Raw genomic sequence first — 16701 nt, 5'->3', positions numbered from 1 at the left:
CATCGTTTGAGGTGTTTTGAATACCGCATCGATAGGCTGGCCACCGTAGATCGTTAAGTTCTCAATCAGTACGTTCCAACCAACGTAATCAAAACGTTGTAATGAAGTCGTTATGCCGAAAGGGTAAGAGCAACGTTCGAGTTGCTTCACCTCCTTGCTCGATAACTTTCTGGCACTGCGGAATGGTGGCGACTAGGTAGTAACGCCCCTCGTCGTACTTGGTGAGCAATCCGTGACGCGCGTTGCGTAGGCACTTTTCAACCTTGGCAAAGGCCACACGAAATTCCGTGTTGAGGTACATCGATTTCAATAGGTCGATTTTCCACACTAGGGCATCGTCTTGGTCTTTGGGTTGATCTTCGAACGTTAGGCAGTAGGCCAGCTCAGTGAGCGCCATGTGATTCGCTTGCTGCTTCCATTCAGCGCTGTCCGGTTCGTACTGGTCGCGCTCATTGCGAATGTTCTCAAGTTGCTCCGCTTCGTAACCGGTTAGTGGTTTCACGTTCGCTAGGTATGACTTGCCTTTCACGCTTAAGGTGATCTCTTGTTTTGGCAATCCATTGAGCGCTTTGGCCGATTCCATTAGCTCGCCCATATTGAGATCGAGATAGTGAGTTTCTTTGCAGTGCTCGCACTCATAGCTAAAGGGAATAGTGCCTAGCTCGCTGGTGGACATAAAAATCCACCACAATGCTGCGCGGCGATCTTCACCAGTCCATAGGCCGCTATCACTCATAGGGCGCTTACTGGTGTCTTGCATGTGGTTCAGATAGCGAGTTGTGTTGGCTTCCTCTTGGTACTCGTTGAGGTCGCAGAACAATAGAGCGTCTTCCACGGTTGGGACTCGAAACTCAATCACTTCTGAAATGTTACTTGGTAGTGGAAATGACGGAATGTGCATTACAGTATCTTGTTACCTACAGACATAAATTTTTGGAGAATGAGCGGGAATGACTGGATCTGGTTGCCGTTTTCGCGTGAAAACATCACGTTGCCAATCTTGGTAGGAAAGACTTGATAGCTCTTATAGAGAGACTTTTTGCCGTCCTCATTGAGCGTAAAAATGTTGACCTTAAACACGTACTCTTTAGGGATGTTGAGTGTGCCGTCTTGGTTTCTGACTTTCTTGATTCGGTTTTCAAACCACTTGGAGATAGTCAGGTTTTGGTCATCACGAACCGTTAGCGTGATTTCGCCAACGCTGCTGTATGTAGGCAGCGCAATCGAGCCAGAACCGACTTGGAATGAATCCGCATCGATAGAGCCAGCACCAAAATCAATATCCTTTACGTAAATATCAAAGTCCGTTGGCGCGTCCGGCGAGTCGATTTCTACCGCCCATTGCCAGCCTTGCAGCCACGGCTTATTCATAAAGTTATTGGTCGCGCGTTTGGCGAGCTGCATGTATGGATTCATGGCCACCTCGCTTAGAGCAACGATACTGGTGGAACAATGGCACGGTTCGCGCGCATTGAGTTTTCAATCTCGGCTTTACGTGCGGCTAGATCAGGTTCGGCAGCAATATCGGTCACATCCAACTTGCCAGCGATGGCAATACGGCGTTGACGCTCTGCGTTCGGGATAGTGATCAGCAATTCCAGATAATCGCCAAGTAAGCTAATGCACGGCGTTGGAAGCTGGAACGAATCAAACGGCTCATTGAGTACGTTTTGCATGTACATCAATGTCAGTGGGAATGTTTCTGCGCCCGTTAATTTCAGTTCAAGAACGTTGCCCCAAACCTCGCTACGCACATAACGGCCACGGTCATCTTTGACCACCAGCCTTGCAGCAAAGTCGGACGGTAATTCAAACTGATTGCTATCGGCTAAGTCGCTTTGTTGGATGCGGATTTTAGTGGTAAATCCGGCAATCTCTTGGTACTTGGCCAGCGCTTTACGCAGTAGGCTTAACAGCGCCTTTTCGTCGTCGTGGAGCAAGATAGGGAATCTCGCTTTCACGTCTTCGAGTAGTTCAATCGGTGTCATGGCCGCTCCGGTAGTGGCGGCGCATTTTGAGATAGGGGATAGGCTTGGTGAATATTAACTCAAACAAATAGGGCACGCGATTTAAACTTTGTTATTGTCGATGGACAACAAAGACCGAAACTCATTTTTGGACAAAAGTGAGTTAGGACAACCACTTCACTCACTTGTAAAGCATAAGAATGTTTAACGACCGACTTTGCAAACCTACACACTCATCCCATGTGTAGAAAGTTCAATAAGATACTTGTCTTTCCTCAGCTCATTTGACTACGTGATTCATTGTTTTTATACACATAAAGTTGCACAATGTTCTCAGTGTGTTTTTATTTGAGAATAATCAAATGAGTAACTTTATCTATCAAGGTGGTATTGCAATTTCTGAGGATGACTTTCAAAGTCATCTAGGCTCTTTATGCCAATTAGAAAACATTGGTGTTCTTCTTGGTGCTGGTGCATCCGTAGGATGTGGCGGTATGACAATGGAAGGAGTATGGCTTGATGCAATAAACTGTTCGCCTGATCTACTCGATGAATTACTTACTTTTAATCTCATAACTCAAGAAAACATCAATAATAAAGATGTAAATGTGGAGCAACTTTTAGATCAAGTAACTCAATATTTATCGGTATACAAAAAGACAACACCATTAAACATCGAAACAGATTTTGAGTCCCAACCAGTGGGCAAGCTTCAGAAAATCCTCCTTTGCTTATATCAATCAGTAACTAAAGCTGCACTACTGGTAAAGCAAGAATCTTTTGGTGATGAGAAATTAGGGTCTCAAGACAAGTTCCAATATCACAGAGAACTGCTTGAAAAATTAATTTCAAATCGCCAGCCAGGTCAAGCAGCTCCGATGCTTTTCACCACCAACTATGATCTTTCATTAGAGTGGGCGGCCGAAGAAATAGGTATACAACTTGTCAATGGTTTTTCTGGACTTCATACGAGAACTTTCCAACCCCAAAATTTTGATTTGAGCTTCAGAAACGTTAATGCAAAAGGTGAAGCTAGATTTGGACACTATCATGCTTACTTGCATAAATTACATGGCTCATTGTCATGGATTCAAGAGCATAACAGTGACATTAAAGAAGTCCCCTCTGCTCTGGCTAAAAGTCGCTATATTGATCCATTGATAAATGGAGAGCATGTTTATGACAAGCAATTCTTAATTTATCCAGGTGCGAATAAGTACCACCATACAATCGGCTTTGTATATGGCGAGATGTTTCGTCGGTTTAGTGAGTTCTTATCAAAGCCTCAAACAGCTATCATCATCAACGGATATGGTTTTGGTGACTACCATATCAATCGGATAATTCTAGGTGCACTACTAAACCCATCTTTACATATTGTTATTTTTTATCCTGAACTTGATAAAATCTCGGTAGATGCCGAAGGTTTAAGCGAATCTCAAAAGTGTATTAAAAAGCTCAAATCACTGTCATTGAATCAAATTACAATTGTTGGTGGAGGCTCATCTGCTTACTTCGATTCATTTGTTAAATACATCCCGAAACCAGTTTTATTCCCTCGAGATACTTCAACGCAAGATCTTGTAGCTGCGATCAATGATTTAGTTCAAAGTGGAAATCAGATATGAGCATTGAGACTATTGATTCTATTGGGTATGTGGTTGCTCTTGAGGGAACGAAAATTCGCGTTAACTTACTGGAAGGACATAAAGGTCAATTAGCATCTCACCGACGCGGTATAAGCTCTGTTTCTCAGCCAGGTGATTTAATTGGATTAGATGCAGGTACTAATCTTGTGATTGCCAGAGTTACAGACATGGCATTTGTTGATCCTGATAAAGCCCACTCTTCTAATGTGGGGACGATGAATGTAATTGACACCCCTTTAAGGCAACTCATAGCGTATTCCATCGGCTATGTATGTCAGGATGGTGATAATCGAAAATTTATTTCTGAGAGTTGGAAGCTACCTACGCTAGGCGCGAAAGCTATTCCACTATCGAGCGACTACCTAGAAAGTATCTATGGTGTTAATGAAGATGAAAAGAATTCCACTGTTGAGCTAGGCCGAGATTCTAGAACTAAAACAACCAAGATTAATGCAGGCCTCAATTCTCTACTATCAAGACACCTTGCCGTCCTAGGCAGTACGGGCTATGGAAAATCAAACTTCAATGCGTTATTGTCACAAAGAATTCGTGCGAAGTTTAAAAGCTCTAGACTCGTTATATTCGATATCAATGGCGAATATGCCGATGCTTTTATTGGACACACACGAGTGAAAGAGACGATCTTAGGCAGCCGTCCCGCCGCTAAAGTATTCCCGCCTATAGCCGTACCACCTCCGCCCCCCGAGGTTTTTGATGGTAAGCACCCTGACTATCACCAAATTCCTTATCAGGCATTTGGTTATGCAGGCTTGATCAAGCTACTAAGACCGAGCGATAAAACACAATTACCTGCATTACGAAATGCCTTGAAATCACTTCATATGGTCTGTGCAGGCAACAATGGCACTATATTTACAGGAGAGACCATACGGCCTTCTACAACTACAAATTGGTTCGAATTGGTTGATGATTGTCGGCAAGATGGACAAGAACAATTAAGTCAATGGTTGAGAAAACTAAGAAGCAACTCACTTGGGTATTTTCCAACATGGCCTCCTTTTAATGCTCTAGCTAACCTTGTTGCGGAGTTTGGCTGCCAAGCATTCACGCCCAACGGTACAAGTAAAAGGGATGCTTTTAGTTATGGCAACGTCTTGCCATTAGTTAAGATTATCCAACAACTTGTAGACGACCCTCGCTTTAACAATGTAGTTAATCTATCTGGTGGCCAAGCTATCAATAACCCTGCGATCATGTGGGACGAAGAAATTGAGAAAGAAGTTGACTATATTTTTGGTAAAAAATTGGGGGAACTGCAAGATTGGGACGTTCATATCATTAATTTGAAAAATATTGCAGACGATCATGCCCCAATGATTTTAGGTTCACTTTTAGAAATGTACTCAGATGTGTTGTTTAAAAGAGGCCAAGATCAAAATTATCCAACAATGCTTCTTTTAGAGGAAGCACATCATTACCTTAGAGACCCTTTTTCGGAGGAAGGTACTCAACTTAAAGCATACGAAAGACTTGCAAAAGAAGGGCGTAAATTTAACTGCTCTTTACTGGTGAGTACGCAGAGGCCTTCAGAGCTATCTTCTACAGTTCTTGCCATGTGTTCAAATTGGATTTCTTTGCGTTTAACTAATGAGCGGGACATCAATGCACTAAGACATGCGATAGAAAATGGTAACGAACATACTCTTAGTGAAATTTCTGGCTTACCTAGAGGGGACGCTATCGGTTTCGGTTCAGCTTTCAATATCCCTATTCGCTTTTCTATCGATGAAGCTGAGCCTAAACCAAAATCTTCTGATGCCGCATTTGCATCAATATGGACATAAGTATCTCAATTGGAATATTGGCTGTAGTTGCCAGACTTAATAACAAGTCAAAATTGGACGAAAGTAAACTATGAAGAACTGGTTTCGTCAACCCCGCTGTCAGTTTCAATTTCAGGTAATATACCTAAAGGACAGCAACTACATCTATCATTGCAAATCGCTTTCGTTTTGTCAGAGACCTCGCAGAGTTCTTTATCTGCTTCGGTTAATAACGTATCGATTCGACTCATATTCGAAACCCTCCATAGTCATATGGATTGTATATCAATATTTAGCATTAGAAATAGGTATGAGAGAGCAGGATACCCAAGAATTAGCCAAGGGTGAATTAGAGCAGATTAACCCTAGTTGAGCGTGCTGATTTGCTCTTGAACGAAAGCACCGATATATATACTTAGCTTAGCGACAATCCATATAGTCTTTGTGGTATGTCTCGAGCAAGTTACCACTATCTTTGAATATTGTCGCAATATTGTAGCCTATGCGTATTTCACCCGATAGAGGTTCTATTGTTACCGATCTTAATCTCTTCTGGCTACTGTTATACCCATCTTCTTCTTCTAAGAAAAACAATACACCGTCTTTTCCAAGGGGCATATAGCTCTTTATAGTATTAGTCTCCGTTTTTCCGTATCCAGAGATATTAATTTTACTTCCAACCTTAGATATCATTTCCTTTTTTGAGAATGTGGTATCTGTACATGTTAGGTAAAAATCTTCAGTAAGGAATTCATTGGCATAAGAACATGGTATGGAAACTATTGTCGCAACTAGAAGTAACACTTTATTCTTAATTTTTTTCACTTTATTCATACGACTATCTGTTTTGTTGTGAAGCAGCTACAGGTTTAAGCTTGCGGTAAGGATACAGTTTAATGAATTGCTATTACTTCTTACAATCGACCTGATTTGCTCTCATTAAAAGACCATTTTCAAATTCTGCCGAATAAGCAACCGTCTTATCTAAATGAGTCTGGTTCCATAGCCTAACATGAATCTCTACGTTAGCTACTGGCTTAAATACGCCTGTTACAGAATAGCTATCTTTATCAACCACCTTAAATTTGACTGGTTTGCCTCCCATTTCAGTAACTAACCAATCATCAATTACAAACATTGTTCCATTGTCAGTTTGACACGATAAGGGGGTATTATTATCTTTAGCTTGGGTGTGCATCGCCGTAAATAACGCCAATGCCAACACAATGATTATTCTCATGTTTTTACTTTCAAAACCAACCTACAAGCCTATTGAGTCATCATAATCGCATTAGGTTTAATAAGTCAAACTGTAAAGGATGGTACGGTTGTAGTCGGAGACCATGGCATGCACTGGTGCAGAAACGCTTTAGAGTAGTAGCACTAAGTCGCTTTTGTCCCCAAGCTAGGCGTCGTGAGACGTCTCTGGACAATTATCATTTGCCTTTTTAGATAATCTGGCTGATCACACATGAGATAAATTATTGCACCACCTTTGTAGGACCAAGGTGGCACTCATTAATAATTGCTTATGGGTTTACCAGCTCTGCTTGTTCTAAAACAAGCTCGACAGCTTCCGCCTGTTCATCAGGCGGGTAGCCAGTACGTTTAAGTATCTGCTTAATCTTGAGGCGCATCTTGGCTCGAAGGTTTTTTCGCTTGGCCCAGTCTGGTTGTGCACTCTTACGAATTTCCTCAGCAAGCTTTCTAGCAATAGTCAGAATGTCTTTCTGCTGCATTGCTTCACGAGCAGAATCATTAGCGATTAGCGCATCAAAGAAGGCCAGCTCCTCTTTGGTTAAATTCAGCTCTTCACCGCGATCTGCTGACTCCCGTAACTCCTTAGCCAGCTTAATCAGCTCTTCAATAACTACGCTGGTCTCAACCGAACGGTTACGGTATTTATCAAGGGAGTTACGTAGCATCTCAGAGAACGTCTTGTAAGCGACAGCGTTCTTAACCGTGCGCGTCTTTATCTCATCTTGAATGAGCTTTTTGAGCATCTCTACTGCTAGGTTCTTGTGCTCACTTTTTTCGACTTCTGCAAGGAAATCGTCATCGAGAATGCTAATGTTTGGCTTGTTCAATCCTGCGGACTGAAAGACATCTACAATCTCACCAGAAACGATAGTTTCAGACACAACTTGCCTCAATGCCGTTTGAACATTTTCATCAGACATGCGCTGTTTTGAGGTGGTCGATTTCTTAATGGCTGCGCGTAGTGTTTCAAAGAAGGCGATCTCTTCTTTGATATCTTTGGCCTCATCCATGCTGCTACATAGGCTGAATGCTTTAGATAGAGACAGGGCCGCTTTATCGAACCGTCTCTTACCATCTTCAAGGTTAAGAATGTGGTTCATGGCACCTGCAAGCAAGCCAAGAGTATTAGTTCGATAGTCGCTGTAGTCGAAGCCGTGCATGATCCCACGGCAAATATCTAGCTTGGTCATGGTCACAGCCAAAGCTTCAGCTAGGTCAATTGTCGGAGAGCCGTTACCGCTTGCTGTGTAGTTCGCAATTGCATTGCGAAGCTCAGGCGCGATACCTAAGTAATCGACAATCAAACCACCTTCTTTATCGCGGAATACACGGTTAACACGAGCGATAGCCTGCATCAAATTATGGCCTTTAAGCGGCTTATCGATATACATGGTATTCAAACAAGGCGCATCAAAACCTGTCAGCCACATATCGCAAACAATGACCAGCTTCAGTTCATCTTCAGGGTCTTTAACTCGCTTAGCGATCTTCTTCTGAATTGGTTTTTTATGGATGTGCTTTTGGTACTTGGCTGGGTCATCAGATGTGCCTGTCATGATGACTTTCATGCAGCCTTTCTCTGGGTCGTCGTTTGCCCAATCAGGCTTGAGTTCAGCAATCTTATCGTAGACCTGAACACACGCCTCACGACTAATACAGACCATCATCGCTTTTGAAAGAGACGTCTCTTCGCGAGAGGCAAAATGCTTCAATAAGTCGCGAACCAGGCGATCTACACGGTCTTCAGCACAAACTAGAGCCTCTAATGCCGCATTTCGAGTTTTGGCCTTAGCTTGATCATCTTCATCATATTCAGCAACCAACTCATCAACTTTGGAGTCTACGTCTTCCTCATTTGTACTCTTGCTCATATCAAGCTTGATTAGACGGCTCTCATAATAAAGCGGTTTGGTTGCACCGTCTTTTTGGGCCTGCTCGATGTCATAGACAGAGACATCGTCACCAAAGACGACACGAGTATCCTTGTCTTCCATTTCAATCGGCGTACCAGTGAAGCCAATGAAACCTGCATTGGGTAAAGAGTCCCTAAGGTGCTGAGCGTAGCCATATTTCATTTCACTAGTTTTCTTGTCTACACGAGCTTTTAAACCATACTGTGAGCGGTGTGCTTCATCTGCTGCAACGACGATGTTATAGCGATCTGTGAGTGGCTTACAGCGAGTCTCTCCCTTGGGCGGAGCAAATTTCTGCATGGTTGTGAAGATGATGCCGCCAGATGGGCGATTATTTAATAGCTCTCTCAGTTCATCTCGATCTTTGGCTTGAACAGGAGTATCACCAAGTAGCTCTGCATTTTCAGCAAATGTTTCGAATAGCTGCTCATCAAGGTCATTACGGTCAGTCACGACAACTATTGTTGGGTTGTTCATCGATGGCGATGCCATCAGCTTGGCGCTGTAAAATGTCATCGAGAGTGACTTACCAGAGCCTTGAGTGTGCCAGTAAACACCGCAACGTTGGTCGCCATCATGGCGAGTCGCTCGAATCGTACTTTCAACAGCAGCGCGAACACCATGAAATTGGTGATAACCAGCGATCTTCTTAATGACCTTCTCATTATCGACTTCGAATGAGACATAGTATTGAAGATAATCGAGAAGAAGCTCTTGATTGAAGAATCCACGAACCATCACCTCAAGGGCCAATGTATCGACAGTGTCATCACGAGAGCCGTCAATCGTTCTCCAAGGAGTAAATCGGTCTCTATTGGCCGTTAGTGAGCCAATGTAAGCTTCAGTCCCATCTGAGATGATTAGGGACTCGTTAAAGACAAATAGATCTTTGATGGCTTGCTTGTACGTCTGAACTTGATTGTACGCTCGCCATACATCGGCTTTGGTATCGGCAGGATTTTTGAGTTCAAGAAGTGAAATAGGTAAGCCGTTTAGAAATACGACGATGTCTGGTCTGCGGTTATCGATCTCACCATTGGTGACACCGTTGACTGAAAATTGCCTTACGGCCAACCAGTTATTGTGCTCATTATTGAAATCAACCAGCCTGACCTTATCCCCTACAGGGTGCCCACGTTCGTCTTCATACTCAACTTGAATGCCTTCGATGATTTGACGATGGAATGTGTGGTTAGCACGTTCAACAGACGGAACTGTATTGAGCAAGATACCAATGGCGGTATCGATACATTCTTCTGGCAAGTGTGAGTTGATATTCAGCAGAGCTTGGCGGAGCCGAGGTTTGAGAACGACGTCAGAGAGCGACTCTCGCTCTGGTGTACTACCTTTCGGTTCTAACTCACTGCCGTTTAACGTTTGGTAGCCGAGGCTTCCAAACCAGACCATACAATGGTCTTCTAGCATTTCTTCCGTTATTTTCATTTTATATCCATTCTTATTTATTGTTTTTGTTATGAATATGATTAAGCCAGTCCGAACCCCAATGCAGGGCTCGGACTTCCAGTTATACCGCTTCTGCAAGCTCCTGTGCTACTTCACCTACAGAAATTTGACCAGAGACCAACTTCGGCAATAGCCTGTCACGTAGTCTCGTTAACGTAATGTTCTGTCGAGCATTTATTTCGCTCTTTTCAAGTAGAGGGGCTATTAGCTCATTGTATGCATTGGCTATTTCGCTTCCACTGAATGCAAAAGAGTAAGTGTCAAAGGTGTTAGTCGTAATCGTATCAAAAACAGCACCATGAACATTTTGCTTTAATGTCGAAATCGCTTGTTTGAGGTTGAAGTAATTAAAGTAATCACCTACTTCAGTTCCTCTTACCCCATAGCAAGATTGATTCATACACATATCGGTTGCAACTAAGGCAAGCTTACCAACAGTACCACGAGCGGTGATAATTGTAGTTCCGCGAGGAAGTAGCTTTGTCGAAGATTTTTGCAAGCCAAGTTCAGTAATTTTCTCTTCAGTATCAATAACAAAAACCTCTCCATTTTCTGGAGCATCTTTCATTGAAAACCAAGGTATTTCACCGTTCCAATAACTAGGTTCAGAACGCTTAGGCGTTCCACCTCCAGTCAGTTTCACTACTTTTGAAAGCGGAGTTACTTCCCACCCCTTCGGAATCATCCCCAGCTCAGAATCTTCAAACTCGCTTGGGAACAAAGCTTGGATTTCAGGCGACAAACCATCGAAAGGCAGACCTTCCTTGTTCGCCTTCACTGGATCAAAATCGATAAACCAAGACTTAAAGATGCGCTGGGCGAGCTTTTCTAAGGTCTGGTTCATGGCTTTGTTGTTGTTTATTTTTAATTCAAGATCATAAAGATAGCCAGCAATTTTTTTTTGTATGTTGATTGGTGGAAGATTAACAGCGTAGTCCATAATTTTTGTTGGGGAGGTATGCTTTACGCTTGTCCCTGTAGATGAGGCTAATACTTCATGTCTATATGATGGTGTTCTCATCAGAAAATAAAGGAACAGCTTGTCTATTTGTTTCTCATCTTTGATATCAACTAATCCAATTCGCTGGTTATGCAAATAGGTAAAACCGTCGTCAGGAATTAATGCAGAATAGCCAAGGGTGTCACTATCTTTACTCAAGTCAGTCATGGTGACTACTAGCTGACCAGGAGAGAGCTGATAACCTTCAGGTATATCTCCTGAATGAAACTTCAATTTTGATGATTTAAAGCCTCCACCAATTGCAAAGTTGCCAGGAGTAACCAGTATTTCTGATGTAGGGTAATCAACCATGGAAGAGCCTTTGAAAGCATAGCCATGCTTGATCGTTATTAATTCACTTAGCTTTACTTTTTTCCCGCATTCAGATTTCATAGCCAACCTCCTCAAGAGATTTGGCAATTCTTTTATCAAGAGTAATTGATGTAGCTATCTGCGCTGAAAGTTGCTCTGTTAGTGTTGCCATATCCTCTTGGTATGACGCTTCATCTTCTTCTACTTCAGCGGCTCCCACATATCTACCAGGAGATAGGTTAAAGTGCGCTGATTCTATATCTTTCAATGTGGCTGATTTACAGAAACCAGGGATATCTACATAAGACTTTACAGAAAATTCTGTTTTAGCCCATGCGTGGTAGGTTTGAGCGATCTCATCGACATGTTCTTGATCGAAAACTCTTTGTGCACGAGACTCTAGACGGCCCAGATGACGAGCATCGATGAAGAGAGTTTCACCTTTACGCTTCTTGTTCTTGTTGAAGATAAACAGACATGAAGGAATCTGAGTGTTAATGAATAGCTTCGGCGGTAGAGCAACCATACACTCAACCAGATCATCTTCAATGATGGCCTTACGAATGTCACCTTCAGTATTCGCTGTAGATGTCATGGCACCATTCGCCATGACCACACCTGCACGACCAGTATCATTTAGGTGGTAAAGCATGTGTTGGATCCAAGCATAGTTAGCGTTGCTATCTGTTGGCGTTCCCCACTTCCAACGAACATCATTTGCTACTTTGCTTGCGCCCCATTTCTCTTGGTTGAACGGCGGGTTCGCCAGGATGTAATCTGCACGAACATCTTTATGTAAATCGTTCAGAAGTGTATCGGCATTCTCAGCCCCCAAATCGAAATCGATACCACGGATAAGCAGGTTCATCGCTGCCATCTTCCATGTGGTGTATGTGTATTCTTGGCCGTAAACGCTGATGTCACCGCGCTCACCACCATGGCTTTCCATGAACTTTTCAGACCATGCAACCATGCCGCCAGAACCAATCGCTGGCTCGTATAGAATACCTCGCGTCGGAGCGATGATTTCAACAAGAGTTTTTACGATGGACTCACATGTGAAGAAGGCACCTGCATCTGAACCTTCTGCAAGAGCAAATTTACCCAGGAAGAATTCATACGCCATACCTAGAACATCAGCAGAGCGATGCTCTTTGTTGTTAAAGCTCAGAGTGCCAAGCAGGTCAACTAGCTCACCCAGTTTGCTTGATGGGATTTTGAGTAGACCAAACCCACGGTAAAGCATGCCTTTTAGATCAGGGTTGTTATCTTCGATTGCCTTAGAGGCATCATCCAAAATCTTCGCAAAGTTTGGCTGTTTTGCATTGGCTACAAGATATTCCCAACGAGCCACTTCTGGAACCCAGAAGATGTTTGCTGCTTCATACAGATCAGGATCGTCGATATCCATTTCGAAGAACTCGTGGTCTTCGTCTTTAATCCATTCTTGAGCATCGCTGCGGAACTCGCCAAAAGAGTCACTTACGTACTTAAAGAAAAGAAGTGCCAGTACAGGGTGTTTGTATTCTGATGGTTGCAACGCACCACGCAACGCCACGGCTGATTCCCATAGCGTTTCAAAAAAAGCTTTATCGCCAACATTTCTAACCATTTTTCTTGTTCTCATCGTAATTTGGTATTAATCAATTATCATACCAAACCCTACTTTTATACGCCATTTACAAGGCAAACCAGAATGAAAAAGTAACTACTCAAAGAGTTTCAAACTATGGCGCTGGGATACTGTATCCATCCTCTTGATAGGGATGATTAAAAAGAACTAACTTAGCTGGCTCTAAGTACATCATTTATCATTAGTAAGACTAATCGAAAATTTATCCTATCCAAACATAGGTAGTTTCATTCGAAAATGATAATGGGGCACTTAGAAGTGTTACGAAGTGAATTTGAGAGTGACTTCCTGAAAAGCCAACTATTCGAAAGGTTTTGAACTTTACTGTCTACCGACAGTTGTTGATCACTGGCAGAGAATATTGATCGATTGGGATGGAAGTTAAGGGGACAACTGTATTATTGAAAGTATTCAGCAAAGCATTGCACCCCTTGTAACTACCAGATAGATAAGCGATTGACTCCCGCTGCCTGTGTGTAATACTGGATTCATTAAACATTTTGAAAAAGTTTCACGGCATGAGCAAAAAGATTGCGGGGGTTAGCCTCCCACCAGCAAAACCTACTGATTTTATTAAAGTAGTAGAGCTAATCGACAAGCTAGACCCAATTAAATACGGGTTTGATAGTAGCGGTAATTACTTGCACTGGAATGACTTCCAGTACCGTTCAAAAGAGTTTAAAGGCGACCAAAAGAGCTACGCTTGGCATGCCCTAAAAATCAGACGTGGCCTTAACGACATTTCGCTTGTTGATGAAAAGGGCAATCCGTTCCAGCTTAGTGCCGCCAGTCTCGACGCTAAGCTATTCCGCATCGATAAACAGCTTAAACTAGAAGATTTGTCGCTATCTGCTCAAGATAAAAAGGCACACCTAGTGAAAAGCGTGATTATGGAAGAAGCCATTAGCAGCGCTCAATTGGAGGGAGCGGCCACAACGCGCAAGGTGGCCAAGGAAATGCTTGAAACAGAACGTGAGCCGCAAGATGACTCCGAACGGATGATTATCAATAACTGGCGTTTGATCATGATGGCCGATGAACTTAAGGATGTAGAGCTCACACCAGAATTGATTAGCGGGTTTAATGGCATCGCCACCGATGGAGTGTTAGAGAATGAGCACGTTGCTGGCCAATACAGAACGGATGCAGTCATGGTTAGGGACGTGGCCACTGGCGATATTATTCATGAAGCGCCAGAACATGAGCACGTTTTGAAGCTCATTGAGCAACTATGTGACTTCGCCAACACCGACCATACCACCAGCACCAATTTTATTAACCCAATCGTTAAGGCTTGTATTCTGCACTTTATGATTGGCTACATTCACCCATTCATGGACGGCAACGGGAGAACGGCTAGGGCGCTTTTCTACTGGTTCATCCTTAAGCGTGGTTATGAGAACTTTAAGTACGTCTCGATCTCTGCACCACTTAAGAGCGCGCCAACCAAGTACATTAGAAGCTACGTTTACACCGAAACGGACGACAATGACTTAACGCACTTTGTGGACTACCAGCTAACGGTCATCATCAATGCGATTGAGCGCTTTAACGAGTACATCAAATCTAAGATTGAAGATACGAGAGAGGTGCGCGAGCTGCTAGACGAGTCCAAGCTTAAGAGCGTGTTGAAACTGCCGCACATTGTGATTCTGGCCAAGGGATTAGAAACAGCCGGACGTGTCTTTTCTGTTAAGGAAATCCAGTCTGATTTTGACGTGTCTCATACCTCTGCGCGCAAGTATCTTGAGAAGCTGGTGGAGCTGAAATTGCTGTTCAAATCAAAGGATGGCAACGAGAATACCTACATTGCACCAGCCGACTTGAAAGATAGGCTAACCAAAGCTTAAGAGCATCAAAAAAGCCGCCAAACTGGCGGCCTTTTTGTAGGGAATAGAATAGGACTGGTTGGCGATTAGAAATCTACCCAGTTGTATTGCAGTGTGATAGCTGGCTTAACAAGTGCTGCTGAATCTTCTGTCGATAGGTCGATCACGTCTGAACGTACTTTTACGTGCTCCAAGCGGAATCGATGCGAGGTTGCACCCTTACCCTTAGTTGATTCAGGCGTAGACTCGATAACGACAGTGACCATTTTCTTTTCACGAACGATCTCACGTAGCATTTCTAGCACTGTACCTGTGATCGTTTCTACGCACGTCACCGCGATTTCGCCTTTGTTCTCAAGCGCACCATTTTGGATGTAGCCCAAGCCCATTTGGCCAAAATCTTCTACGTCTGCACGACCCATTGCTGGAAACTGAGTAGAACGCACCAAAACGCTAAGATTAGGGTATTCTTCGATTTTCATCTCGAACTCTGTACCCATCATCTTTTCGCCAGCTTGGACGTTCTTAGTGAATTTCTGTTTTAAGAAATTCATATCGCCTTTTGCGTTAAATGCTCCGGCCATAATTACACCTATTCTATTGGAAGTGATTCGGAATCTGTGACTGATTAATCATTTGCTTAGGAGCGGCAGTAATAGTTACCGTATTGTAAGCGAAATTCCCGTCTCGCGTCTTAGGTGCGTTAATGTCATAACTCACCTCGCTAATACGCATAGGTAGATTGAGCGCTTTGCCAATCTTGAATCTCGCATCACTTGGAACACGGCCACCAAGGCCATCGGAACTGACTGGAACAGTATTTTGCAGCTCGGGACTTATCATCTGAGCCAGGTATTTAATGGGATCATTAACCTCTGATTTGGCATTGGTGAACGCGACAAATTTCAGCGTTGCTGTGATTTCTGGCGGTTCGTTTCCTTGCCAAACTTGTTGACTGTTCCATAGTGTCTTACTCGTCTTATCCGACACGGTTTGCGCGACTGAGGACGTTTTATCTAGGGCATTGATGTTACCCACGGAATCGCCCTCAAACGGCGCTTCCCATATCGCTCTAAAGGCAAGCTGACACTCATCAGTCATGTAACCAATGACCGTAACCTCTTGACCGCCTATGACTTGTGTAATGGCGCATTTATTGTGGATAGATACGCCATCATCATTAGGTACGCCGACAATTACAGCCATTGCTTACCCTTACTTGTCCATACCGCGAGAATCGCGCATGCGGTTAGACTTTTTGCGAGCTGCTTTAGCCGCTGAGCTGTGAGCTTTCGCGCGCGCTTTCTTAAGTGCTGCTTTTTGTGCTGCACTCATACGGCGCTTACGGCGATTGGTTTTGATGTAAGTTACCTTGCCGTCACGGATCACTTTCTTAAGCGCTTCGAGCATCATTGATTCACGAACGGCGAACTCTGCGATCGCTTCGTCTGAGTCCACGTTGTCTAGGCCACGCTCTAGGGATTCAAAGATGCGATCTGCCGCTTCTGGATCTTCCAGTGCCTCTCGCATGTCGCCATCTTTAGGCTGGCCAACTTGAGCAATAAACTCACTAGCCGCTTCCTGTAGCGATTCGTAGAGCGCTGCTTGGCCATCGGTTAGCTCGGTATCGTCATCGCCACCAGCCATGCCAAATAGCATTGCGTCTAGGTTGTCGATTGAGCTGTCACCACCATTAACCCACTGAACACAAGCCGCTGCTGCGTCTTGGCGAGCAATGATGGTTGATGCACGGTTGATTGACTCAAGAAGTTGGTCTTCTGTTACAGACTCAAAAAATGCAGTTTCAGTTTGTTCCTGCTCGGCCACTTGTGGCATCACAAATGGGCGAGCAAGAACAGAACCCTCAGAAAACATTGATTTCATTCTATT

Annotated in this window: 14 protein-coding genes; 3 read left to right on the top strand and 11 right to left on the bottom strand. The window is 43.6% G+C overall.

Features of this window, described 5'->3' with window-relative positions:
* Positions 1–88: 88 nt before the first annotated feature.
* The 3 genes from R7P69_RS18230 to R7P69_RS18220 are packed head-to-tail and all read right to left on the bottom strand — an operon-like array spanning position 89 to position 1988.
* Positions 89–901, bottom strand: a complete 813-nt coding sequence (locus R7P69_RS18230; RefSeq protein WP_033905439.1) for a hypothetical protein — start codon at positions 899–901, stop codon at positions 89–91.
* On the bottom strand, positions 901–1416 hold the full coding sequence (locus R7P69_RS18225; RefSeq protein ID WP_158159326.1) for a hypothetical protein: 516 nt from the start codon (positions 1414–1416) through the stop codon (positions 901–903). The genes R7P69_RS18230 and R7P69_RS18225 overlap by 1 nt, the downstream gene beginning before the upstream one ends.
* A gap of 11 nt (positions 1417–1427) precedes the next feature.
* The gene (locus R7P69_RS18220; protein WP_042522733.1) at positions 1428–1988 is read right to left on the bottom strand and encodes a hypothetical protein; all 561 of its coding nucleotides are present in this window, start codon (positions 1986–1988) and stop codon (positions 1428–1430) included.
* Between the two features lie 341 nt (positions 1989–2329).
* On the opposite strand from R7P69_RS18220, the gene R7P69_RS18215 reads away from it, so the two are divergent.
* Both R7P69_RS18215 and herA read left to right on the top strand, forming a co-directional pair.
* The gene (locus tag R7P69_RS18215) at positions 2330–3595 is read left to right on the top strand and encodes an SIR2 family anti-phage-associated protein (protein ID WP_140219535.1); all 1266 of its coding nucleotides are present in this window, start codon (positions 2330–2332) and stop codon (positions 3593–3595) included.
* The gene (gene herA, locus R7P69_RS18210; protein ID WP_158159327.1) at positions 3592–5421 is read left to right on the top strand and encodes an anti-phage-associated helicase HerA; all 1830 of its coding nucleotides are present in this window, start codon (positions 3592–3594) and stop codon (positions 5419–5421) included. The genes R7P69_RS18215 and herA overlap by 4 nt, the downstream gene beginning before the upstream one ends.
* A gap of 399 nt (positions 5422–5820) precedes the next feature.
* On the opposite strand, the gene R7P69_RS18205 is transcribed toward herA, so the two are convergent.
* From R7P69_RS18205 to R7P69_RS18185, 5 genes are all read right to left on the bottom strand, one after another.
* Positions 5821–6234, bottom strand: a complete 414-nt coding sequence (locus R7P69_RS18205) for a hypothetical protein (RefSeq protein WP_158159328.1) — start codon at positions 6232–6234, stop codon at positions 5821–5823.
* A gap of 73 nt (positions 6235–6307) precedes the next feature.
* Positions 6308–6640: a hypothetical protein gene (locus R7P69_RS18200; RefSeq protein ID WP_069516203.1), complete on the bottom strand. Its 333-nt coding sequence runs from the start codon at positions 6638–6640 to the stop codon at positions 6308–6310.
* 289 nt (positions 6641–6929) lie between these two features.
* The gene (locus R7P69_RS18195; protein ID WP_158159329.1) at positions 6930–10016 is read right to left on the bottom strand and encodes a type I restriction endonuclease subunit R; all 3087 of its coding nucleotides are present in this window, start codon (positions 10014–10016) and stop codon (positions 6930–6932) included.
* An 82-nt stretch (positions 10017–10098) separates the two neighbouring features.
* Positions 10099–11430, bottom strand: coding sequence for a restriction endonuclease subunit S (locus R7P69_RS18190; protein ID WP_158159330.1), 1332 nt, complete (start codon positions 11428–11430; stop codon positions 10099–10101).
* A complete protein-coding gene (locus R7P69_RS18185) occupies positions 11420–12961 on the bottom strand; it encodes a type I restriction-modification system subunit M (protein WP_158159331.1) in 1542 nt (513 codons plus the stop codon). The genes R7P69_RS18190 and R7P69_RS18185 overlap by 11 nt, the downstream gene beginning before the upstream one ends.
* Positions 12962–13500: 539 nt before the next feature.
* On the opposite strand from R7P69_RS18185, the gene R7P69_RS18180 reads away from it, so the two are divergent.
* Positions 13501–14832 carry a Fic family protein gene (locus R7P69_RS18180; RefSeq protein ID WP_213869207.1) on the top strand — a complete coding sequence of 444 codons (1332 nt, stop codon included), beginning with the start codon at positions 13501–13503 and terminating at the stop codon, positions 14830–14832.
* 65 nt (positions 14833–14897) lie between these two features.
* On the opposite strand, the gene R7P69_RS18175 is transcribed toward R7P69_RS18180, so the two are convergent.
* The 3 genes from R7P69_RS18175 to R7P69_RS18165 are packed head-to-tail and all read right to left on the bottom strand — an operon-like array spanning position 14898 to position 16695.
* A complete protein-coding gene (locus R7P69_RS18175; RefSeq protein ID WP_042522736.1) occupies positions 14898–15395 on the bottom strand; it encodes a hypothetical protein in 498 nt (165 codons plus the stop codon).
* A gap of 13 nt (positions 15396–15408) precedes the next feature.
* Positions 15409–16017 carry a hypothetical protein gene (locus R7P69_RS18170; protein WP_017635635.1) on the bottom strand — a complete coding sequence of 203 codons (609 nt, stop codon included), beginning with the start codon at positions 16015–16017 and terminating at the stop codon, positions 15409–15411.
* 9 nt (positions 16018–16026) lie between these two features.
* Positions 16027–16695 (bottom strand): hypothetical protein, encoded by a 669-nt coding sequence (locus tag R7P69_RS18165; RefSeq protein WP_104968932.1) that lies wholly within the window; start codon positions 16693–16695, stop codon positions 16027–16029.
* Positions 16696–16701: the final 6 nt, after the last annotated feature.

It is taken from the genome of Vibrio sp. 661, from assembly GCF_033339315.1.
In the GTDB taxonomy this organism is placed as follows: Bacteria; Pseudomonadota; Gammaproteobacteria; order Enterobacterales; family Vibrionaceae; genus Vibrio; species Vibrio alginolyticus.
The sequence above is the reverse complement of the archived record's forward strand: the minus strand, read 5'-3'. Positions and strand labels throughout refer to the sequence as shown.